The sequence below is a fragment of the Undibacterium sp. Rencai35W genome (genome assembly GCF_049340185.1).
GTDB lineage: Bacteria > Pseudomonadota > Gammaproteobacteria > Burkholderiales > Burkholderiaceae_D > Undibacterium.
In genome coordinates, this window is sequence record NZ_JBMPPC010000001.1 from 665,155 (window position 1) to 687,952 (window position 22,798).

At 47.1% G+C, this 22,798-nt stretch carries 14 protein-coding genes; 10 read left to right on the plus strand and 4 right to left on the minus strand.

Annotated features, from left to right (window positions below):
* The first annotated feature begins 2 nt into the window (after nucleotides 1–2).
* The 6 genes from ACO0K3_RS03020 (at nucleotide 3) to ACO0K3_RS03045 (ending at nucleotide 11,321) form a co-directional block, all read left to right on the plus strand.
* Entirely contained in the window at nucleotides 3–1,547 is a 1,545-nt protein-coding gene (locus ACO0K3_RS03020; RefSeq protein WP_422981749.1) for an efflux RND transporter periplasmic adaptor subunit, read from the plus strand.
* A 10-nt stretch (nucleotides 1,548–1,557) separates the two neighbouring features.
* Nucleotides 1,558–4,707, plus strand: coding sequence for an efflux RND transporter permease subunit (locus ACO0K3_RS03025; RefSeq protein ID WP_422981751.1), 3,150 nt, complete (start codon nucleotides 1,558–1,560; stop codon nucleotides 4,705–4,707).
* A gap of 77 nt (nucleotides 4,708–4,784) precedes the next feature.
* Nucleotides 4,785–5,240: a hypothetical protein gene (locus ACO0K3_RS03030; RefSeq protein WP_422981753.1), complete on the plus strand. Its 456-nt coding sequence runs from the start codon at nucleotides 4,785–4,787 to the stop codon at nucleotides 5,238–5,240.
* A gap of 74 nt (nucleotides 5,241–5,314) precedes the next feature.
* Nucleotides 5,315–6,643 carry a TolC family protein gene (locus ACO0K3_RS03035; RefSeq protein WP_422981755.1) on the plus strand — a complete coding sequence of 443 codons (1,329 nt, stop codon included), beginning with the start codon at nucleotides 5,315–5,317 and terminating at the stop codon, nucleotides 6,641–6,643.
* On the plus strand, nucleotides 6,640–8,181 hold the full coding sequence (locus ACO0K3_RS03040; protein WP_422981757.1) for an efflux RND transporter periplasmic adaptor subunit: 1,542 nt from the start codon (nucleotides 6,640–6,642) through the stop codon (nucleotides 8,179–8,181). The genes ACO0K3_RS03035 and ACO0K3_RS03040 overlap by 4 nt, the downstream gene beginning before the upstream one ends.
* Nucleotides 8,178–11,321, plus strand: a complete 3,144-nt coding sequence (locus tag ACO0K3_RS03045; protein WP_422981759.1) for an efflux RND transporter permease subunit — start codon at nucleotides 8,178–8,180, stop codon at nucleotides 11,319–11,321. The genes ACO0K3_RS03040 and ACO0K3_RS03045 overlap by 4 nt, the downstream gene beginning before the upstream one ends.
* Before the next feature lie 382 nt (nucleotides 11,322–11,703).
* Here the strand turns inward: ACO0K3_RS03045 and ACO0K3_RS03050 are convergent, their stop codons facing one another.
* Both ACO0K3_RS03050 and ACO0K3_RS03055 read right to left on the minus strand, forming a co-directional pair.
* Complete coding sequence (locus ACO0K3_RS03050; RefSeq protein ID WP_422981761.1) at nucleotides 11,704–12,030, minus strand: hypothetical protein; 327 nt, start codon at nucleotides 12,028–12,030, stop codon at nucleotides 11,704–11,706.
* 346 nt (nucleotides 12,031–12,376) lie between these two features.
* On the minus strand, nucleotides 12,377–13,573 hold the full coding sequence (locus ACO0K3_RS03055; protein WP_422981763.1) for a tyrosine-type recombinase/integrase: 1,197 nt from the start codon (nucleotides 13,571–13,573) through the stop codon (nucleotides 12,377–12,379).
* Nucleotides 13,574–13,714: 141 nt separating this feature from the next.
* On the opposite strand from ACO0K3_RS03055, the gene ACO0K3_RS03060 reads away from it, so the two are divergent.
* From ACO0K3_RS03060 to ACO0K3_RS03070, 3 genes are all read left to right on the plus strand, one after another.
* Nucleotides 13,715–14,761, plus strand: coding sequence for a DNA-binding protein (locus ACO0K3_RS03060; protein ID WP_422981765.1), 1,047 nt, complete (start codon nucleotides 13,715–13,717; stop codon nucleotides 14,759–14,761).
* Nucleotides 14,762–15,731: 970 nt separating this feature from the next.
* Complete coding sequence (locus ACO0K3_RS03065) at nucleotides 15,732–15,947, plus strand: hypothetical protein (protein ID WP_422981767.1); 216 nt, start codon at nucleotides 15,732–15,734, stop codon at nucleotides 15,945–15,947.
* A gap of 151 nt (nucleotides 15,948–16,098) precedes the next feature.
* Complete coding sequence (locus ACO0K3_RS03070) at nucleotides 16,099–18,105, plus strand: methyl-accepting chemotaxis protein (protein WP_422981769.1); 2,007 nt, start codon at nucleotides 16,099–16,101, stop codon at nucleotides 18,103–18,105.
* 82 nt (nucleotides 18,106–18,187) lie between these two features.
* Here the strand turns inward: ACO0K3_RS03070 and ACO0K3_RS03075 are convergent, their stop codons facing one another.
* The gene (locus ACO0K3_RS03075; protein ID WP_422981771.1) at nucleotides 18,188–18,928 is read right to left on the minus strand and encodes a tetratricopeptide repeat protein; all 741 of its coding nucleotides are present in this window, start codon (nucleotides 18,926–18,928) and stop codon (nucleotides 18,188–18,190) included.
* Nucleotides 18,929–19,013: 85 nt separating this feature from the next.
* Complete coding sequence (locus tag ACO0K3_RS03080; protein WP_422981773.1) at nucleotides 19,014–21,095, minus strand: bifunctional 2',3'-cyclic-nucleotide 2'-phosphodiesterase/3'-nucleotidase; 2,082 nt, start codon at nucleotides 21,093–21,095, stop codon at nucleotides 19,014–19,016.
* Between the two features lie 553 nt (nucleotides 21,096–21,648).
* Between ACO0K3_RS03080 and ACO0K3_RS03085 the strand changes: the two genes are divergently transcribed.
* On the plus strand, nucleotides 21,649–22,773 hold the full coding sequence (locus ACO0K3_RS03085; RefSeq protein WP_422981775.1) for an ABC transporter substrate-binding protein: 1,125 nt from the start codon (nucleotides 21,649–21,651) through the stop codon (nucleotides 22,771–22,773).
* The last annotated feature ends 25 nt before the right edge of the window (nucleotides 22,774–22,798 follow it).

The window sequence follows — 22,798 nt, forward strand, 5'->3', positions numbered from 1 at the left end:
ACATGAACCCGACGATACAACTTAACAAAAAACAGCGTATAGCGATTGCCATAGTATTGGCAATCGGCGTCCTTCTTGCCGGCTTGATTCTGATGAAAAACAAAACTAGCGGCAGTATTGCTGAACATGGCGCTCAGCAACACCCAGAAGGTAAAGAACATGCAGATAAAGAAAATCGCTCTACTACTGAAGAACAAAAAAATATTGCAAAAGGACCGCATGGCGGCAAATTATTTACTCAAGGAGAATACGGCCTTGAAGTCGCTATTTTTGAAACTAACGTAGAGCCTGAGTTTCGGCTTTATGCCTATAAAAATGAGAAGGCACTACCACCTGCCATCAGTACAGTCACGCTCACCTTGGAGCGTTTAGGACGCACGCCACAAGTGTTCAGCTTCACTCCCGAAAAAGACTATATAAAGGGTAATGCGGTTGTAGAGGAACCCCATTCATTCAAGGTCAGTATTGCATCCCAATATGACGGTAAGTCTTATCACTTCGGTTATGAGCAAGTTGAGGCGAGGGTCAATATGACGGATATGCAGCTTAAACAAAATGGTGTTGATCTGGCAGTTGCGGGGCCTAAAAAAATACAGAGCACACTTAGTTTGGTCGGAGAAGTTCGTTTTAATGAGGATCGTATTGTACAAATCGTGCCACGGCTTACCGGGTTGGTAGAAACAGTTTTAGTGAATGCTGGTGACAAAGTACAAAAGGGTCAGGTACTTGCCGTAATTTCTAGCCAGACACTCGCAGATCAGCGTAGCGATTTGCTCGCAGCGCAAAAGCGCTACAGCTTGGCACGCGCTACTTTTGAGCGTGAGAAAAAATTATGGGAAGAAAAAATCTCCGCAGAACAAGATTATTTGCAAGCACGCAATGCTATGCAAGAGACAGAAATCATATTGCAAGGCGCTCAGCAAAAACTTAGCTCGTTAGGCGCTACTGCAAATATCAATGGTAATTTGACCCGCTATGAAATTCGTTCCCCGATCACCGGTACGGTGACTGAGAAACACATTGCGATGGGGCAGTCACTGAAAGACGATACGCCGATTTTTATCGTTGCTGATTTAAGCAGTGTCTGGGTTGAGATAAAGATACCTGCTAAAGATCTGAATCTCGTTAAAACCGGACAACAGGCCAAGATCATGGCAACCGCATTGGACATCGAGGCCAGCGGCAGTCTGTCTTACGTGGGATCGTTAGTTGGCGACCAATCTCGTGCAGCCATAGGCCATATCGTCCTCGTAAATACCAAAGGACTATGGCGTCCTGGTTTACCAGTGAGTGTCAACTTGGTATCAGAAGAAACCGAAGTGCCCGTCGCTGTGACGGTAGAGGCAATCCAAAGCCTGAAAGATAGCAGTACTGTTTTCGGGCGCTACGGGGAAAATTTTGAGGCGCGTCCGGTAAAACTTGGACGCAGTGACGGCAAATTCGTAGAAATCATAAAGGGATTACATGCAGGTGAACGCTATGCCTCTAAAAACAGTTTTTTAATTAAAGCTGACATTGGCAAATCCGGCGCAAGCCACGACCATTAAGGAGAACAGCATGTTTGAAAAAATCATACAGTTCTCCATTGTACAGCGCTGGATAGTACTCATGTTGACACTGGCAATGGCTCTGTTGGGAATATTCAGTTATCAAAAATTGCCGATTGACGCTGTTCCTGATATCACCAACGTGCAGGTACAAGTCAATACCGCGGCACCAGGATACTCGCCGCTAGAGACTGAACAGCGTATTACGTTTCCGATCGAGACAGCGATGGCAGGTTTACCGCGTCTTGAGCAAACCAGATCATTATCTCGTTATGGTTTATCGCAGGTCACTATCATTTTCAAAGAAGGTACGGACATTTATTTTGCCAGGCAATTAGTGAATGAGCGCATACAAGAAGCCAAAGGGCAATTACCTACCGGTATAGCGCCTGGTATGGGGCCGATTTCTACCGGGTTGGGTGAAATATATATGTGGACGGTTGAAACCATTGACGGCGCGGTCAAGGTTGATGGTACGCCATATACACCAAGTGATTTACGTGAGATTCAAGACTGGATCATCAAACCGCAATTGCGCAATGTACCTGGTGTTACGGAGATTAATACGATTGGTGGCTACGCGAAAGAATTTCAAGTAGCGCCTTATCCTGAAAAACTCGTGGCACATGGATTGACATTAGATGACGTCATCACGGCGTTAGAGCGCAACAATGCCAATGTCGGTGCAGGCTATATTGAAAAGCGTGGTGAACAGTATTTGATACGTGCCCCTGGTCAAGTAAGTTCGCTTAACGATATCGGTAATATTATCTTGGGAAATCAGCAATTTGGTATGGTTCGTATCAAAGACGTCGCTGACGTGGGTATAGGTCAAGAGTTACGTACCGGAGCGGCAACCGAGAACGGACATGAAGTTGTACTTGGTACGGTATTCATGCTGATCGGTGAAAACAGTCGTACCGTATCCCGAGCTGTAGATAAAAAACTCGACGAGATCAATCGTAGTTTGCCGAAAGGTGTGGTCGCCAAAACAGTCTATGACCGGACGGTATTAGTTGATAAAGCCATTGATACAGTAAAGAAAAATTTACTTGAAGGTGCGTTACTGGTCGTCGCAATTTTGTTTTTATTTTTAGGGAATATCCGAGCTGCATTGATCACAGCATTGGTAATCCCTCTGGCTATGCTATTTACCTTTACCGGTATGGTTGGTAACAAGGTAAGCGCTAATTTGATGAGCTTAGGTGCCCTGGATTTCGGCATCATCATTGATGGTGCTGTCGTGATTGTAGAGAATTGTGTGCGTCGGCTGGCTCATGCTCAAACAGTGAATGGACGCTCACTCACTCTAAATGAGCGTTACCATGAAGTCTTTGCTGCAGCCAAAGAAGCGCGCAGGCCGTTACTCTTCGGTCAGTTAATCATTATGGTAGTGTATTTACCCATTTTTGCACTGACTGGCGTGGAAGGCAAAATGTTCCACCCCATGGCCTTTACTGTCGTAACGGCATTAATTGGTGCGATGGTTCTATCTATTACGTTTATTCCGGCTGCAGTTGCTTTATTGATCGGTGATAAGGTCAGCGAGAAAGAAAGCAAAATAATGACCTGGGCTAAACGCGGTTATCAGCCTATGCTGATATTTACCATGATGAACAAAACATTAGTTCTGACAATTGCGGGTACTGTGATTTTACTCAGCGGTTTACTTGCAAGCCGCATGGGGAGTGAATTTGTCCCGAGCTTGAATGAAGGCGACATTGCATTGCATGCGCTAAGAATTCCGGGCACCAGCCTGTCGCAAGCCATTGCGATGCAAATGGAATTGGAACGTACAATCAAACAGTTTCCCGAGGTAGACAAAGTATTTGGCAAATTAGGAACAGCAGAAATTGCCACAGACCCTATGCCACCCAGTGTGGCCGACACCTTCATCATCTTGAAACCTCTGTCGGCATGGCCCGATCCAGGTCGCAGTAAAGACGATTTGATTAAAGCAATGCAGGTCGCAGTGGAGCAAGTACCTGGGAATAACTATGAGTTCACCCAGCCGATTCAGATGCGCTTTAATGAATTGATTTCCGGTGTGCGTAGTGATGTGGCAGTCAAAGTATTTGGTGACGACATGAACATCATGAATAGCACGGCTAACAGCATTGCTAGTGTGTTGAGAAAAATCCCTGGAGCGGAGGATGTCAAAGTTGAACAGACTACTGGATTACCTGTGCTGACGATTCAGATTGATCGTGAAAAGACGGCGAGAATGGGGGTCAACATAGCCGATGTACAGGAAATCATCAGAACAGCAATCGGAGGTAAAGAGGCTGGGACGATATTTCAAGGTGACCGACGTTTTGATCTAGTAGTACGCTTGCCTGAACAAATGCGCAGTAATATCGATGCAATGAAGCGCCTGCCAATTCGCTTACCAACGCCAGAGAAGGAAAATCGACCTGCATATCTACAGTTGGCGGATATTGCCAGCTTTGATTTAGCACCCGGCCCTAATCAGGTCAGCCGAGAAAATGGTAAGCGCAATGTCGTTGTGACCGCCAATATACGTGGGCGGGATATTGGCTCCTTCATTGGAGACGCTCAGCAACAGCTTCAGGATAAAGTAACCATGCCAGCCGGCTATTGGACCACATGGGGTGGTACTTTTGAGCAATTACAATCTGCGTCGAAACGCCTACAAATTGTGGTGCCCGTTTCCCTATTGCTGGTTTTTATATTGCTATTTACTATGTTCAATAATGTTAAAGATGGTTTGCTGGTATTTACCGGCGTACCATTCGCATTAACTGGGGGCATAGCTGCACTTTGGCTGCGTGACATTCCATTCTCGATCTCCGCAGGCGTGGGTTTCATTGCTTTGTCTGGAGTAGCCGTCCTCAACGGTTTGGTGATGATTGCCTTTATTCGTAGTTTGCGGGACAACGGCATGCATTTGGACGCGGCAATTCAGGAGGGTGCCTTAACTCGTTTAAGACCTGTCTTAATGACTGCATTAGTCGCTTCGCTAGGCTTTATTCCAATGGCGATTGCAATAGGGACTGGCGCTGAAGTACAGCGCCCATTAGCAACGGTCGTGATTGGCGGTATTTTATCGTCTACGCTACTCACCTTGTTAGTATTACCATTGCTCTATCGTGTCATACATGGAGGCGATGAGGAAGGGATCACCCTAGCGGGGCACTAATCTAAAGTGAATCTAACGCTGATCAGATGAAATAAAATTCACCTAATCAGCATTAAATATCGCATCCAATGTAATGATTGATCAATAACTACGACTATACTAAACAAGAAGTCGTTACGATTGAACTGAACAACTATTTCCATTTTATGAAAATGTCTCGTCCATCCCGGATCATTGCTGCATGTATCATGCTATGGAGCCTGCTGTTTATGCAGCTGTCTTTAGCCGCTTATACATGTCCTGGATCAGCGGCGATGAACAGTATTGAGATGACGGGTTGCACGGGGATGGATAAGGACCAGCCAGCTCTGTGTCATACCCATGCTCAGGATCCCTTGAGTAAGCAATCTCTCGATCAACCGCAGTTGCCAGATGTTCCGTCTTTCTTCAGCAGCGGCATCATCATATTGGTAAATTTTGCGGATGAGGCAATCGTGCCTTCCAGCTCGCTCAACGCTTCGACCTCTCTTGGTTTTCTCTGCCGTAGCACGGCGCCGCCCATCACGATTCGTCACTGCTGTTTCCGTATTTAATTTCCAGACCCGCTCATCTACCGCCGTCACATTACGTTGACGCATGCTGTTATTGACTGTTGTCTGGAGGTTTCATGTTAGTTCCCCTCGCCGCACCGCATGGTGTGCGGCCTTTCCTTGTTCGTAGAGCTGTGGTGACAGGACTGCTCGTTCTATCGTCGTTCTCTGTCCTGGCAACAGAGCCTCCATTAGGTTTAAGCCAAGCACAGCAACTCGCTGTTGCCCGTTCCCGACAAATCGTGGCGCAAAATCAGGCAATTATCGCTTCACGTGAGATGGCGGTAGCGGCAGGACAACTTGCCGATCCGGTGCTCAAGGTCGGCATCGACAATCTGCCTGTTAACGGCCCTGATCGTGGCAGTCTGACCAGTGACTTCATGACGATGCGCCGTGTTGGGGTCATGCAAGAGCTCACTGGCAGTGATAAACGACAATTGCGCGCCGCGCGTTTCGAGCGAGCTGCCGATAAATCTATCGCAGAAAAAAATACCCTCATTGCGGCTATTCAGCGCGATACCGCCATTGCCTGGCTCGACAGATACTATACGGAACGCATCATGGATCTGGTCGCCGAACAAGGCGTGCAAGCCAGGATTGAAGTCGAGGCGGCTGAAGGCAGCTATCGCGCAGGTCACGGCAGTCAGGCGGATATCTTTGTCGCCCGTAGTACATTAAGTCTATTGGACGATCGCGCCAGCGAAATCCAGCGCAAGCTACGTAATGCGAAGACGATGTTATCTCGCTGGGTCGGGTTGCCCTCTGATGTTGTCTTAGATGGCATACCAGCCATCGACACTATCCGTCTTGATTTGGCGTCACTGGAGACAACGTTAGCGCACCATCCTCAGATCGCTATGCTGAGCAAGCAAATCGATATCGCCGACGCTGAGGTGAAACTCGCTGAAGCCAATAAGAAGTCTGATTGGTCTGTCGAAGTCGCATTCCAGCAGCGTGGTTCTGCGTATTCGAACATGATCTCTATTGGCTTATCACTCCCTTTTCAATGGGATCAGAAGAACCGCCAAGACCGGGAGTTATCCGCCAAACTTGCCATGGCCGAGCAAACTAAAGCTGAGCACGATGAACAGCTACGCGCCCACGTTGCAGAAACTAGAGCGATGCTCGATGAATGGGAAACCAATCGTGAACGTGCAATCCGCTATGAAAAAGAATTGATTCCCTTAGCACAAGAGCGCACGCAAGCACTTGTTGCCGCCTATCGTGGCGGCAAATCCAGCTTAACGGAACTACTGGCTGCCCGCCGCGCTGAAGTCGATATCCGGCTTCAACTTCTGCAACTACAGGCGGATACGGCACGCTTGTGGGCACAACTTAATTTTCTCTTTCCTGTGGGCGTGCAAACCAACGATATACCCTCATCCGTGAACAAGGAACAACCATGAAGCACAAGCATATCCTCCTGGTTCTCATTGCTGCAGGTGTGTTGGCCAGCAGCGGTTATGGACTCTATCGGCTTGGAACGAGGCAGGGAATGCAAGCTTCCTCTGCGCCCGCCGGTACCAGCAGCGGCACTGGCGACAAAAAAGTGTTGTACTGGCATGACCCTATGGTACCAGGGCAAAAATTCGATAAGCCAGGCAAATCACCTTTTATGGACATGCAATTAGTGCCTGTCTATACCAGTGGAGACGATGACAGCGCGGTTACTATCAGTCCCCGTATTCAACAGAATTTAGGTGTTCGCACCGCTGTCGTCACCCAAGGCTCTTTGTCCTCAGCGATAGCGGCAGTAGGTAGCGTGGCCTACAACGAACGCGACATCGCTCTGGTGCAGGCTCGTAGCAATGGCTTTATCGAAAAACTGTATGTCCGTGCGCCACTGGACCCGGTCAAAAAGGGACAGGTTCTGGCTGAGCTTTATGTACCAGACTGGGTTGCTGCCCAAGAAGAATTTCTCACCGTGAAGCGAATGCCATCCGCCGTCATCAATGGATTGCTAGATGGCGCAAAACAACGCATGCGTCTTGCTGGTATGAGTGACGAGCAGATCCAACTCATAGAAGCCAGTGGCAAGCTGCACCCGCGTATCGCTATCACCGCACCGATCAGTGGTGTCATCGCAGAACTTTCTGCACGCGAAGGCTCGACGGTAATGACGGGCGCACCGCTGTTTCGCATCAATGGTCTGAGCAGTATCTGGGTCAATGCCGATATCCCGGAAAGCCTCAGCGCCCAGGTGCACACAGGTGTTGCCGTCGAGGCGCGCACGCCGTCTTTACCGGGTACGGTCTTTAAAGGCAAACTCAGCGCCATCCTGCCTCAGGTAGATATGACTACACGGACATTCAAAGCCCGGGTTGAATTGACGAATCCTGGCGGTCAATTAGTGCCGGGGATGTTTGCCACGATAAGCTTCAGTACTGGCTCTGGCAAAGAGGTTCTGCAGGTACCGACCGAGGCGATTATCCAGACAGGGACACGCTCTGTCGTTATGGTGATGCAAAGTGAAGGCCACTATCTGCCTGTTACGATTGAAGCGGGACAAGAAGCTCATGGTCAGACCGAAATTCGCAATGGATTGGAGCTTGGTCAAAAGATAGTGGTCTCCGGTCAATTCCTGATTGACTCAGAAGCCAGTCTGAAGGGAGTAGTAACGCGCATGGAGGACGTACCGTCAAACGCGATACCTGCCATGGAGACGAAAGTACCAGCGACCATCCATCATGGCAATGGCAAGGTAGAAAAAATCAGCAAAGATGTGATTACACTGTCGCACGGTCCCATCTTGAGCTTACAGTGGAGTGCCATGACGATGGATTTTCTGCTGCCCGCTGCTGGCTTACCGCGTAATATCGACGTGGGAGATAGCGTGAATTTCGATATTCGTGCGGCCAAGTTGGGCGCTTATCAGATCGTTACGATCTCACCTATGGCGCCAGAGGCCAAAGATACGATGCCATCATCAGGGATGAAAAAATGATCGCCAAATTCATTCGCTGGTCGATCAGCAACCGGTTTTTAGTACTGCTGGCCACCTTGATGATGACGCTATGGGGTATCTGGTCGTTGTCACGCACACCACTTGATGCGATTCCTGATTTATCCGATACACAAGTCATCATCCGTACTAGCTATCCCGGACAAGCGCCGCAGATTGTTGAAAATCAGATTACTTATCCGCTGACGACCACCATGCTCTCGGTACCGGGAGCTAAAACCGTAAGGGGATATTCTTTTTTCGGTGATTCATTTGTGTATGTCCTGTTTGAAGATGGGACGGATCTGTACTGGGCACGTTCACGTGTTTTAGAGTACCTCAATCAGGTGCAGTCACGCTTGCCGCCTCAGGCGAAAACCTCACTCGGTCCCGACGCCACGGGTGTGGGTTGGGTTTATGAATATGCATTAGTCGATCGCAGCGGCAAGATGGATTTGTCGCAACTGCGTGCCTTCCAGGACTGGTTCCTAAAATATGAATTGAAATCGGTAGCAAACGTCTCTGAGGTAGCAAGTATTGGTGGCATGGTGCGCCAATACCAGATTCAACTTGATCCTGACAAGCTGCGCGCCTACAACATCACGCATGGCAAAGTGATTGATGCAGTTCAGAAAGCAAATCAGGAAACCGGTGGCTCGGTATTGGAACTCGGCGAGGCTGAATACATGGTACGTGCTTCGGGCTATCTATCCTCTCTTGACGATTTTCGAAAAATTCCTTTGACGACGACAGAAGGAGGTGTGTCGGTCAAACTAGGTGATGTCGCACGTATCCAGATCGGACCGGAAATGAGGCGTGGCATTGCTGACCTCAACGGTGAGGGCGAAGTCGCCGGAGGTGTGATCATCATGCGCTCTGGAAAAAACGCCTTGGCAACCATTGACGCAGTCAAAGCAAAACTCGATCAACTAAAAGCTAGTCTTCCTCCCGGTGTGGAGATCGTGACAACCTATGATCGCTCTCACTTGATTAAGCGTGCCGTCACAAACCTGCAAGAGAAATTAATTGAGGAATTCATTGTCGTCGCTATTGTCTGTGCGGCCTTCCTATTCCATTTGCGCTCGGCCTTGGTTGCCATTATCACCTTACCGGTTGGTATTTTGATTGCCTTTACTGTCATGTTTTACCAAGGAGTGAACGCCAATATCATGTCGCTTGGCGGGATTGCCATCGCAGTGGGGGCGATGGTCGATGCCGCAGTGGTGATGATAGAGAATGCTCACAAGCACATCGAAGCATGGAACCATGCCCATCCGGGAGAAAAGCTGACTGGAGAAACCCACTGGCAGGTAATAGGTGACGCAGCAGCAGAAGTCGGGCCAGCATTGTTCTTCTCATTGCTGATCATTGTCTTGTCCTTTGTCCCGGTCTTTACCCTAGAAGCACAGGAAGGACGCTTGTTTTCTCCACTTGCGTTTACCAAGACCTATGCCATGGCCGCCGCCGCAGGATTGGCAGTGACATTAATCCCAGTACTCATGGGTTACCTGATCCGCGGCAAGATACCAGATGAACAAAAGAATCCGCTGAATCGTCTTTTGATTGCCTTGTATCGACCCTTGCTTGATGTCGTATTGCGCTTTCCGAAACTGACCTTAGTGCTTGCTGCGATAGTAGCAACCCTCACAATCTGGCCTTTGGCCCGTCTCGGTGGTGAGTTCATGCCGCCGCTGGATGAAGGCGACTTGCTATATATGCCATCTGCACTCCCGGGCATAGGCGCGGGTAAAGTTTCAGAATTACTCCAGCAGACAGATCGAATGATCAAGACCGTCCCTGAGGTGGAAAGTGTGTTTGGCAAAGCTGGACGGGCTGAAAGCGCGACTGATCCAGCCCCCTTGGAGATGTTCGAAACGACTATACAATTCAAGCCGCGAGATCAATGGCGTCCCGGCATGACTACCGATAAACTGGTAGGAGAGTTGGATCGCATAGTCAAAGTCCCTGGACTATCCAATATCTGGGTACCACCTATCCGAAATCGTATCGATATGCTGGCGACCGGTATCAAGAGCCCAGTGGGGGTGAAGGTGGCAGGAATCGATCTCAAAGAAATAGACCGGATTACAGGCGATATTGAGCGTGTCATCAAAAACGTCCCTGGGGTATCGTCGGCCTTGGCAGAAAGACTGAACGGCGGGCGCTATATCGATGTTGATATCAATAGGGATGCCGCCGCACGTTACGGTCTTAATATTTCGGATGTGCAGAGCATCGTATCTGCAGCGATTGGTGGTGACAATATCGGCGAAACCATTGAGGGCTTACAACGCTTCCCTATCAATGTGCGATATCCGCGAGAAATACGCGACTCAGTTGAAAAACTGCGGCAATTGCCGGTGCTGACCGAACGTGGTGCACAAATCCACCTGGGAGATGTAGCAGAGATTCGCATCAATGATGGGCCACCCATGTTGAAAAGCGAGAATGCACGCTTGTCTGGTTGGGTGTATGTCGATATCCGTGATCGCGACCTAAGTTCAGCGGTACATGAAATGCAAGAGGTCGTTACCAGGGAAGTGAAATTACCTGCTGGTTATTCGATTACCTGGTCCGGCCAGTTTGAATATCTCGAACGCGCTACCGCCAAGCTTAAAATCGTCGTACCAGCGACCTTATTGATCATCTTTTTGCTTTTGTACATGACCTTCAAGCGTGTTGATGAGGCGGCGCTGATCATGGCGACTTTGCCATTTGCCTTGGCTGGTGGCATCTGGATACTGTGGGCACTAGGGCATAATCTGTCGGTCGCCAGTGGGGTTGGGTTCATTGCTCTAGCGGGTGTTTCGGCCGAATTTGGCGTGATCATGCTGTTGTACCTGAAGCATGCCTGGGACGCCAGGCTGAAGACGGGAAAAGCCAGTGAGCAAGATTTACTGGATGCTATTCGTGAGGGCGCCGTGCTGCGTGTCCGGCCAAAGGCAATGACGGTCGCTGTCATCATCGCAGGTCTGGTTCCTATCATGCTTGGTACTGGTACCGGTTCGGAAGTCATGAAGCGCATCGCTGCACCGATGGTAGGCGGCATGATCACTGCACCATTGTTGTCGATGTTTGTGGTGCCAGTCGTGTATTTGCTGTTGCACCGAAGACAATTGCGTCGCGAAGGAGTGGAAAGTTAATCACACTTCCTGGTGTTATTTGCGCGCTGAATTGGGCAATCTTTTTGAGGACAGAATGATTCTCACCCAACATGTATAGTGCATCGCAATGTTGTCTAAGAATATCAAACGGTAAGTAACCCAAATACAGATCGACCGCATCACCGCGAAAGGCGGGGTGACTGATCTGTGCCATTACTTCCTGCTGGCGTTTATTTGGTGCCACCAGGTAGTAGTGGCAACTTTGTGAAAGGATTGATCGGGCCAAATCCTTCATCCTTAGAATGCCGGAATAGAGTGTTGGCCGGGAATCTGGAAATTTTCGCCAAAAAATCACTTAACACATTGATATAAAACGATATTCCATCAACAGAAACTGAAGCGCCAAATCTAAGCGACAACATCAGGATTGTTTGCGTCGTAATAGCGTCCCCTCAGCATTTTCTTCAAACTGCCCAGCCTCTTCGATATAGCACTTGAATAGTGCCATCATGACGCCAGCCACCTTGCCGTTTAATGTCTTTGAAATCGGCGCCGCACGATAGGTGCTGGTGGCTATGTCACGGCACAGACTATGACTGCTTAATTCTGGCACACAACCCAAGCCGACCTTCTTGGCATAACTGGATAAAATGGTGTTGATGATGATCGGCTGGCGTAACACGTATATTTTATACGGCGTTGTACAACTAGTGCTATGCCTGCCTTTGCGTTTGTTATTGAATGTCAAACGAAGTGCTCCGAAAGACACGGCGAGTAGCGATGTTAAACCCGACATCATTCGTAGTCATACATTGAGTGAGGCAGTACGTCAGCAATTTTGACTACTGCTCTCAAAGAACTTCATTGCAACACCTTTTAATGTCTGAAAAAGTCACAACAGGTTTTAATTGTCGTTCACCAGTACGGCTCTCAAAAACCTCCATTGCAACAACAGGTATTGTGTACTTGATCTCGAAAGAGGGGGCGCACTTTTGGCAGCCTTTATAAGCAGTTCGATTTAAATTACCGGCTTGCCGCATTGCGCCGAAGCGCTTGGATGGAGAAAACGGTTCCGTAGATTAATGTCGCCAATTTCACCAGTTAACCTTGTGATTTTTCTCTGTGGCTGCATGACGTTCATCGTCTAGAGCATGCAAATAAATGTCAGTGGTGCTTATTGATGAATGACCCAAATTATCGCGAACGAACAGCAGATCAACATCACCATTGGCCATAGCGGTCGCCGCTGTATGCCGCAACCAATGCGCCGAGGCAGCCATAATCCGTTCGGCATCCGCCTCAAAATCCTCTCCCTTCGTGCGCAGCCGTGCCGCCGTTTGCTCAAACGCTTTTTTGATAATTGCATGCAGCCCGCCACGGGTGAGATGGCGCCGCTGATCGCCAATCGGGAGCAGAAGAGGGATGTTCTCGCCTGGAACTGGCACTGCACTCAAACCCTTTTCGCGCCGATAGCGCGCGAGTTCGACTAACAATTCGCTAGTCGCCGGCACAATCCTGAGCACGTCACCTTTACCCAGAACTTCTAGCCACCACTGATCATCCCCGTCCTTGCCTCGGCGCCGCAAAAAGCTTCCCATCGAGTTCTCAACGATCTCACTGATACGTAAGCCACAGAGATACATCAGCGAAAACAACCAGCGCAAACGAAAATAGTGTTCACGGTGTCTATCCGTATCTTTAGGCATTTGTTCAATGGTCAGCTTTACCTCACTCCACAATCTGTCTTCGAGAAACCTGGTGACACGATGTTTACTCTTTTTGCTTCTCTGGCGCGAGAGCGATAGTGGGTTACCTGCCAAATAGCCGGCATTGACCAGCCAAGAGAATAAAGTATTCAAAATGATGAACGCCTGACGCCGGCTGGCGGGGGAGAGCGGTCCTGCGAATGGTCGCCACTCGGGATGCGCACGCGCGAATTTCCGGCCGTCTCGCATGATCCAGCGGACCGCCGGCTGCGGGTTTTCTAGGAAAATTTGGTACATCAACAAATCTTCGTGAGTCAGGGACGATAGTGCTTTGCCTAATTGGAGCGTCGACCATAACAGCAGACGCTCGGCTTCCTTACGATAGTTATCAAAGGTCGTTTTCGTATCATGAAAGCGCGCGAGCCAGGCCTTGATGGCGTCGATGTCGTTATTAGCGGCGATTTGAGGATGGTTGCCGGACGCGCGGTTAGATCCGAGGCTGCCATCCAAATCCAAAGATAACGCCACATTTTCCAGTGGAGCGGGTCGGCCAGATGCCGACTGTAGAGCGTTTTGGTCGTTCATTTTGGGAGCCACGCGCAAAGCATAGGGATGTCTTATTTTAATCGACATTATAAAGCTAATGTCATATTTTATAGAATTAAAACACGATATACAACGTAATACGTTATATTACTGATTGATATTATTGCTTTAGGAGGTTTCATGGAAGATTTTATAAACGAAAACAAACTTATCGCTGAAATTGATCAGTTGCGCACTCAGTTCCCCGAGACGCAGGATTTATATCGTGAAGTCTGTACGCTATTATTTTTCCGCTACGGCATTACACCGACAGCTAATAAGCTGTATCAGCTAGTTCGTAAGGGAAGTATGTCGGCGCCAGCCGATGCACTTTCTAAGTTCTGGAGTAATTTAAGAGACAAAAGTAGAGTGCGCATTGAGCATCCTGATCTTCCTGAACCCTTAAAAATTGCAACGGCAGACTTGGTAGCAACAATATGGAACACAGCCCAAGAAGAAGCGCACGGCTCACTAGCGTCGTACCGAGTCGTGTCCGACGAAGCCGTTTTAGCCGCACAAACAGCCCAAGATAGTGTAGTTAAATCGTTAGAAATTGCTGAGTTAGATAAGCAACATTTATCTGAAGAGTTAAGCCGTGCGCTGGAACTCAATCTCAACCTGCAACAACAATTGACGGCTGCAAATACTATAAAGTCCGGCTTAGAGTTGCAAATTCTCGATGTAAAGGTTAACGCTAGTTCACAACAAGTGCGACTCAAAGAGCTAACACAAGACTTTACCCAGGAATTGGAAAAACAGCGTCATGCATTGCAATTGGCTGAGGAACGGTTCCGGATATCAGAAACGCGTGCCTTATTGGAAATTGACCGAGAGCGCGTCCAGTCAGCCAAATTGCAAAAAGAAATCGAACAAGCAAGGTTGTCATCATCCGAGTCAAATAACCGACACCAGGACGAGTTGCGTCGCTTACAGTTAAGTATGGGCGAATATCGGCAACAGATTGGAAGCCTGCAAGGAAGTCTTGAGGCAATCACGCAAAGTAGAGATTCTAGTTACAAGGAACTAGAGGCCTTGCGCATAAGAATGGAGGAGCTTCAGGCATCCTTGGCTTTTGTTAAATCGGAATCCGACGGACGGCTTCAGCAATTATCTGAAATACGTAACAGTGAAAAAACGGTCGCTACAAAGCCAACTCGGAAAAATAGAAAATCAGACCTGGCTAGTTAGACAAAGTTGAATGACCGGTAGAGATTGACTTGATCGTTAAATTTAGATCAATAGTTCCTGCCTATAGGTATTGCGAAGGAAAATATCAAAAGTAAGTTTACGTATCAATACGCTGATCGAGCCAGAGGTGGTTGTTTGACTCATCAATCGCATAAATTGGTAAATATTGAACTTAGTTTTAGGTAATAGCGCTAGAGCAATGTTAAATAACTAGTTTTCCAAAATTTTTATGCTATTTTGTAAGTGATAAAACGTAATTAAGTATAAGAACAACTATAGTAAAAGGATGGGAACAACTTTAGTAATATCGACGGTTCAGTAGTTTTACTTAGCTAACACGATTTGACATAATATAAATTATGCGAAATTGATGATGTCAATTTTAAAGCGTATAAGATCGAAATATCGGGCGATAATATCCGGCGCAAAATTGACACTCTTTGGTCCTGCCGCACTTCAATCGACAACAAGATAAGAAATCTAAAATCTCTCTTTTTGGAACGCCTGCTAGCCACATGCCTTAGCGCTTTTACCTAAAACTAAGTTCAATATTTACCTATTCATGCATTCGATGAGTCAAAAAACCAACTTTGGATCAATAACTTATTGATGCGTAAATTGATTTTTGATGCTTTCCTTCGCAATATCTTTGGTAATAACTTTTGATCTAAATCTAACGAGCGATTCAGATAATTGCTGCAACCGTCAGTCGGATTCCAATTTCACAAAAATCAACTATACCTAGAGCTCCTTGATTCTTATTTGCAAGGTCTCTAGTTCCTCATGACTAGAATCTCGACTTTGCGTGACTGTCTCAAGATTTCCTTGCAGGCTTCCAGTCTGTTATTAGCTCTTTGAGTCGAGGATGTAGAAACAATACACTCATTTTTAAAAAAGAAAAAAATCTGGTAATGCGCCATAATGGCATCCAAATCAGATTTTCTAGCCCTGTTTTACAAGGAGAGATTTCATGTCCATGATGCAATATCCTCACCAGCAAAACCGCACTGAACTAAGATTTGGCATTTTACGCAAAGATAGGGTCACTGAGGGTATCGTCAATCAGGGGATCTCTCTGCAAACCACGTTCGGTACACTTTGTGCGCTGGAATATTTGCAAGCGGAAGGTGTATCGCCGACAGTCAGTAAGCGCGTTCTGTCGGATGCGAATCAACGCCGAACGTAGTTACCTGTATCTCACTAATTTCTTTAGCATTTTGGCAACGAGCAATTTCCAGTAAGAGAATTCATTAAGCTGTCATCTAAAAAGAGCATTATTGCTGCGACGCAATAACATGTTTCTGCTGTCATGCAAAACATTCCTCATGGGAGCTCAAATGAAAGCCATTTTCTCACCAGCTATTTATGCGATGCAGCGCCTGCAACTGGTTCCAAAATTCCTCATCGTTGCGGCTTTATTTTCAATACCCGCCCTGCTGCTTGCATCCTTGCTCGTCAATGAACTGAATAAATCCATCTCGATCACTCAGCTTGAGCGCATTGGTGTACAGCAGATGCGCGAATCTCAAGATTTATTGCAGCTAGTTCAGCAGCATAGAGCCATCTATCATTTTGCTTCGGCAGGTAATTTACCGTCAAAAGACGCAGCACAGAAAAAGCAGCAAGAAATTTCAAGGAAACTCGATAGCTTCACCAAAGCACTAGAGCGTCAACCAGAACTTGGCATAACGAGTACGGTAGAAACGATCAAGCAGCGCTGGTTTGCGTTAACTCAACGATTGGTCATTAACAAAGCAAAAGAAAATTATGCAGAACATACTGCGCTAATTAACCAGATCTACCAGCTCAACGCACAAATTGCTGATCGCTCTAATCTTACACTTGATCCCAAAGTGGATACCTATTATCTGATCAGCATGTTTGCAAAAACACTGCCAGAAATTGCGGAGGGCATTTCCGATATATCCGGTCGTGGCGCTGCCTACATTGATACAGCTTTATTGGAAGCCAATGAAGATCTGCTAATCAGTGCTGACGTGATGCTAGCTAAGCGTGATCTTGGACGTATTCCAGCACAACTTGAGGCAATGTATCGAGCAAACCCTGGATTCAAAAATAAACTACTTTCTAAACAAGGTGTGATTACAAAAAATCTCGAATTTTTAGAGCGCGCAAAAAATGAAGTATTGAATACCGTGAATCAAACTAGCGGAACGGAGTTTTTAAATACTGGAAATGTAGTTGCTGACGCTTTATTTTCCTATGCCAGATCGGCAAGTGATTTACTTGATACGACGTTAGCGGAGCGCTTAAACATAGATCTGTTTCACAGAAACCTAATGATCCTCATAATCTGCTCAATCCTGATTTTTGCTGCTTATTTACTGGCGGGATTTTATCTGTCGTTCTCAGCCGAACTCAAAAAACTGGACGATGCCGTATGCCGTATTACTGCCGGCGATCTGAGTCTGTCAGTAATCTCGCATGGATCAGATGAAATCGCTTTACTACTCAACTCCTTTGATAAAATGAGAGCGGGTCTTGCTAGACTAGTCGTCGATATCCGCTCAGGAACAGAGTCTATTGCCCATGCCTCCAGAGACATTGCTCACGGCAATACAGATCTGTCTTCGCGTACAGAGCAACAGGCAAGTTCACTAGAAGAAACTTCTGCCTCGATGGAGGAATTGATCAGTACTGTCAAACAAAATGCGGACAGTGCACTGAATGCCAATAACAATGCGCTGGTAGCCACATCAATTGCAAGAAACGGCGGTACAGCAGTAGCTGCTGTCATCGCAACGATGGGGGCGATTCAGCATTCGTCAAAAAAAATCAACGACATTATTGGCGTGATTGATGGCATCGCATTTCAAACAAATATTCTGGCCCTGAACGCGGCAGTCGAAGCTGCACGTGCCGGTGAGCAAGGACGGGGCTTTGCTGTCGTTGCTACAGAAGTAAGGAATCTCGCGCAACGCTCAGCGAGTGCTGCGAAAGAAATTAAAACCCTGATCACCGCCTCAGTTGAGCAAGTAGGCACTGGCAGCAAACAAGTACATGCCGCAGGTGAAACCATGCAAGAAATCGTCAGTTCAATTCAAGCCGTGACCGATACGATGCGTGAGATTACTGAAGCAAGTGCTCAGCAAAGGCAAGGCATAGGTCAAGTCAATACGGCCCTAACTCAGATGGATACGATGACGCAACAAAATGCTGCCTTGGTAGAACAGGCTGCTGCAGCAGCAGAGAGCATGCATGGACAAGCGTTGAGGCTGGCACAAGCGGTTGCCGTATTCAAAATTGCGGCCATTGACAGTTCGCTGCAACAGGTAAGGCCCATCAATTCAATGCATGATCAGACATTATTGGAAGCCGCATAAGTAAATCATGCGGTTTTTTCATTTTTTATAATACTGATTACTAATGCTGATAATTATTTGTGCGACTGGCATTTACTCTCATTTACTGGTATTTATTCCACCGCAAAAGCCGTTCGTCGGAGGCCTCTTTAATCAGATGTCTTGATCGCAGTGCGTCATCGCCATGATGCTGTCCACCTTGATCTAACTCCATGGCGAGTGCCTGAATTGCCACTGGATAATCGGCCTCAGCCGCACGTTCTAACCACTCGTGAGATTTTATTTGATCGGCACCGACACCTTCGCCAGACGCATAGGCATTGGATAATAAGAACATCGCCTGAGCACTTCCTTGATCGCTTGCTTTTTGTAGCCATTCAACAGACAGTGAAAGATTCTTAGGCACGCCTTCGCCATACTTTGCCATCCTCGCCAGCATAAAGCTTGCTTTAGCATGTCCTTTATTTGCCGATAGCTCATACCAATACCAGGCTCGCTGAGGGTCAGCCTTCAGAGATAGACGCCCCTTATATAAGACCTCAGCAAAAGCGAATTCAGCCTCGTTATCTCCGGCTTTTGCCCCCTGCTCCAGCCAATACGCTGCTTCAGCCTGCTTTTGGGGAACCGTTGCATATACAAGCCCCAGTTCGCGCTCAGCAACGCTATTCCCGTGCTCTGCCCATTTCAATAACTGTTGGACAGAGGCGGTATCTTGCCCGTGCAAAGCAGTGAGTCCTACAGATTCAATCTCCGCAATGGTGGGTGTGATCGCTATTTTTTGGCTGCAGGATGGCAGCACGATAAGCGCCGTTACGATGAAAGCAGCCAGCTTCGTCATTTGCATTTTTATACCTTGTAGAAATCACTCCCGCATCCGGGAGTGATTGTCGTAACTACGATGATTCCAACTACGTCAGGTCATGCCAAAATTACTTACTCAAATCGATCGCATACTTTGCGAATCCACTAGCATCTAAGGTCCCTTCTGATTTCACCCGGCTGAGTCCCAATGTCTGTGCAACTGCGAATTTTCCAGGTGCTGATCTCAAAATAACCGGACCTTGTGTTGTGACTTTTACGAAACTCCAGCTTTGTCCGAGACCGTTTGCAGCGGAAGTAATTTTGCCTTGCTTTTTCAGATAATTACTCACGACGGCCTGGTTTGCATCCGGCGATTTGATAATCGTTTTACTGCCATCAATACCAGGAAAATTCCCGCCACCACCAGCGCGATAATCATTCGTAGCGACAATAAAATCATCACTATCAGCAACCGGTTTGCCAGCATAAGTTAAATTAACGATACGACTACCGGCAGTCTGTGTCACATCAATCTGGTATTTCAAGGCATTGTTGTCTGCGTAGAACACATCATAGTTATAGATCGTTGAATATGATGGCACCAGATCCTGTTCTGCAGCATTGGAAGGATCAATTTTGGCAAATTGTTTTGCCGCTGTTTCCAGCCAATTTTTCAGATCCGATCCTTTAATTTTTACGGCTTGCAAATTATTATTGCCGTATAAATACAGATCACCGGGATTGCGTACTTGCAGGCCAAAAGGCGCAGTAGCAGTCGCGGATGGAGCAACATCAGTAAAATCAGTCGGACCATTACGCCCTGCTTTAAATGGCGCGCTGCATGAAATCACGGGAATCGATTTATAACTGGCGATCGTCGCATCGGTTGAATTGGTGATGAAGGTTTTTACATAATCAATCTGGGCTTGATTGACAATCTGAATCGCTGTCACGTCACCAACCAGGGAGAAATATGCCGACATTTCAAAATCCGTCGTCGTACCTAACGGTTGAGTCGCATAGCTCAGTGTCGCTTTATGTTCCGTATCGACTAGTGGTGCAATTGATGGATCGGCATCGACAATCGTAGTGCCATCTTTGTACTTAAATCCGCGAGCCTCGACATTCGTCAGATCTTTTTGAACGACCCACTTGCCGCTCTGATATTTCAGTACCATCTGAATGATGCCGAGACGACGTCCCCAGCTTTGAGCCATCACAGCCGGAACACCATTGATGGTTCCCTTGACCGTATCGACTTGTGTTGCGGGTAAAGCAGCTAGTGATGCATCGATTGCTGGCGCGCCGACTTCTTTTGCTTTAGGAAAAATCAGATGGGAATGTCCGAGCATCAGCGCATCAATTCCCGTAGTCGATAAATGCAAACTACCATTTTCCATTTTTGGACTATAAGGTGAGGCATCCAGACCGCCGTGTGACAAGGCGACCACCAGATCTGCGCCCTTACTGCGCAACTCCGGAACATATTTATTCGCAGATTCTTGCACACCGTTGACCATGACTTTACCTGCAAGGTATTTTTGATCCCAGTCCATGATCTGAGGAGGTACGAATCCCATAATACCGACATTTAACTTGACGCTCATTGTCGTGCCATCCGGCTTGGTCGCTGTAAATTGTTTCGGAATAATCGAATAAGGATTAAAAATCGGCTTCTGGCTACTAACACCGACAACATTCGACAAGACAATCGGGAAGCCTGGCGCACCACAATTAGCCCCCTTCTGGACATCCGGCACCGCAAAATCCGTATTCATAATCTGGCTCAGAAAATTCAGCCCGTAATTAAATTCATGGTTGCCAATACCGGCACCATCATATTTCAATGCGTTCATCACCTTGTGGACCGCCAAAGTACCACTGCAAGGAACAGGTGATGCAACTGCCTGATAGTCGCCGAGTAGCGTTCCCTGGATCACGTCACCATCATCGAGCAAGACATTATTCGGATTTTCTGTGCGGGCTGCATTGATCAAGGATGCTGTTCTTTCCAGTCCAAGACTGGTATCTGCCTTCAGTCCGTAATAGTCATAGCTCAAAATATTTTGATGGATATCTGTGGTCTCTAACAGAGCCACTTTGAGTACGGTGCCTTCCGGAACGGCGTTAGGATCAAGGCCTGGCGTACTATCGCCACATCCGGCAATCGCAATCGCGACCAATGGCGTTAAACAAAGGAGTTTATGCATACATTCTTTCGTCGGTGAAAATGGATGGAGACTATTTTTAGTATCAAATCGTCCTGCGCAATCGATTGCTTATTTAAGGAAAACTTGAGTGCGATGCAAGTATCATCATGAATTATGTCGGGACAATGACGTTGATGCAGACTCTGGCATGAACATAAGCTCATTACGTCGAATAAAAAACTAGCTTATTTAAATCAACTGTCTGCAAACAACCTAGTTTGTCGCCGGATATTAATCACATCGCATGGAGTACCGTGGGCTTATCTGAAAAGCTGCCATCGTAGTGTCTGATGGCACTGAAGATAAAGATGTATTGAGTGGGTTGGTCGGTATGCGCTTTTCGATCTCATGGACGACTAGCGCATACCTCTCTGCCATCACACATATCGGTTGTATGTATAGCAGATGTGTTCATAGTAAAGCTTCTTCGTGACAACAAGATGACCTGCACCAAAGGCAAAAAAATAGCCTGATAAGTATCTGCATTGCGTCACTGCAACGTCATAATCCCATGCCAAACTTGCCACATCGCAATAATCAAAGGCAAGCAAGTATGTTTTCATTTTTCAAAAAGATTTCCGTCATCATCGCAGTAACAACAGTAATGTTCTCAGCACAGGTTTTTGCCGGAGAGAGTGCCATCGTGATAGGCCAGGCGATTGATTTGTCCGGCCCCAACGGCAGTATAGGTCGCGACTATGTCGCTGGCATTACGACGTATTTTGACAGCCTGAATGTCGCCGGAGGCATTAATGGTCGCCGCATCAAATATATTGCCCGCGATGACCAAGGCAATCCATCCGCATCGGCAAAAGCCGTAGCCGAACTTCTCGACAAAGATAAAGTGCAATATTTACTGGGCGGGATCGGTGTTGATGTCACCGATGCGGTAGTCGCGAATCCTAGCTTTAAAGATAGCGGTCAAATTCTCTTTGCCCCATTAATTGGCGCGGTAAAGAATTACGGTCCCCGCGTATTGTCCTGGCGTCCTAGTCCAGAACAAGAGATGCAATATATTTTTTCTTACTTTGATAAGTTAGGAATTAAAAATATCGGTATCGCGTATCAGGATGCTCCTTTAAATCAAAATATGTACCAATATGTTGTCGAGGAAGTCCGTAAGAGAAATATGAAATTATCTGGCGTCGTGAAAATCACAGGCTCTTCTACTGATATAGAAAAAGATGCGATCGCTATGAGTAAAAATTCACCGCATATCGTAATCGCTATTGCTGACACCTTAAGCACGGGCTTATTTTTAAGAGAATTCCGCAAAATCTCACCGAAAACCTTCGTTGCCGGTATGTCGCTGACTAATCTGGAAACGCTCTCTGAACTGGCTGGACAAAAAGCCTTGGAATGGAGTGTATTTTCTCAGGTCGTGCCAAGTCCGACGGGCAACAAGTCGATCATTCAAATCGACCATAGCAAAATGATGAAAAAATTCCGCGACGAGGATCTGTCTGCATTAACTCTCGAAGGATTCATCGTCGCAAAGACCTTGGCTAAAGCGATCCAGGTATCCAAAACTAATCGCGACGGATTACAGATATTAAGCAGCCAGAAGGGCAATATCGATTTAGGCGGAATCAATATCACACCCTCTGATGCGTCCCACCATATGTCCAGTTTTGTCGATATGGCTTTATTCAAAAAAGGTGGGGGACTAACTTTTTAGGGCTGAATTGAGTGCAAAAAAAAGC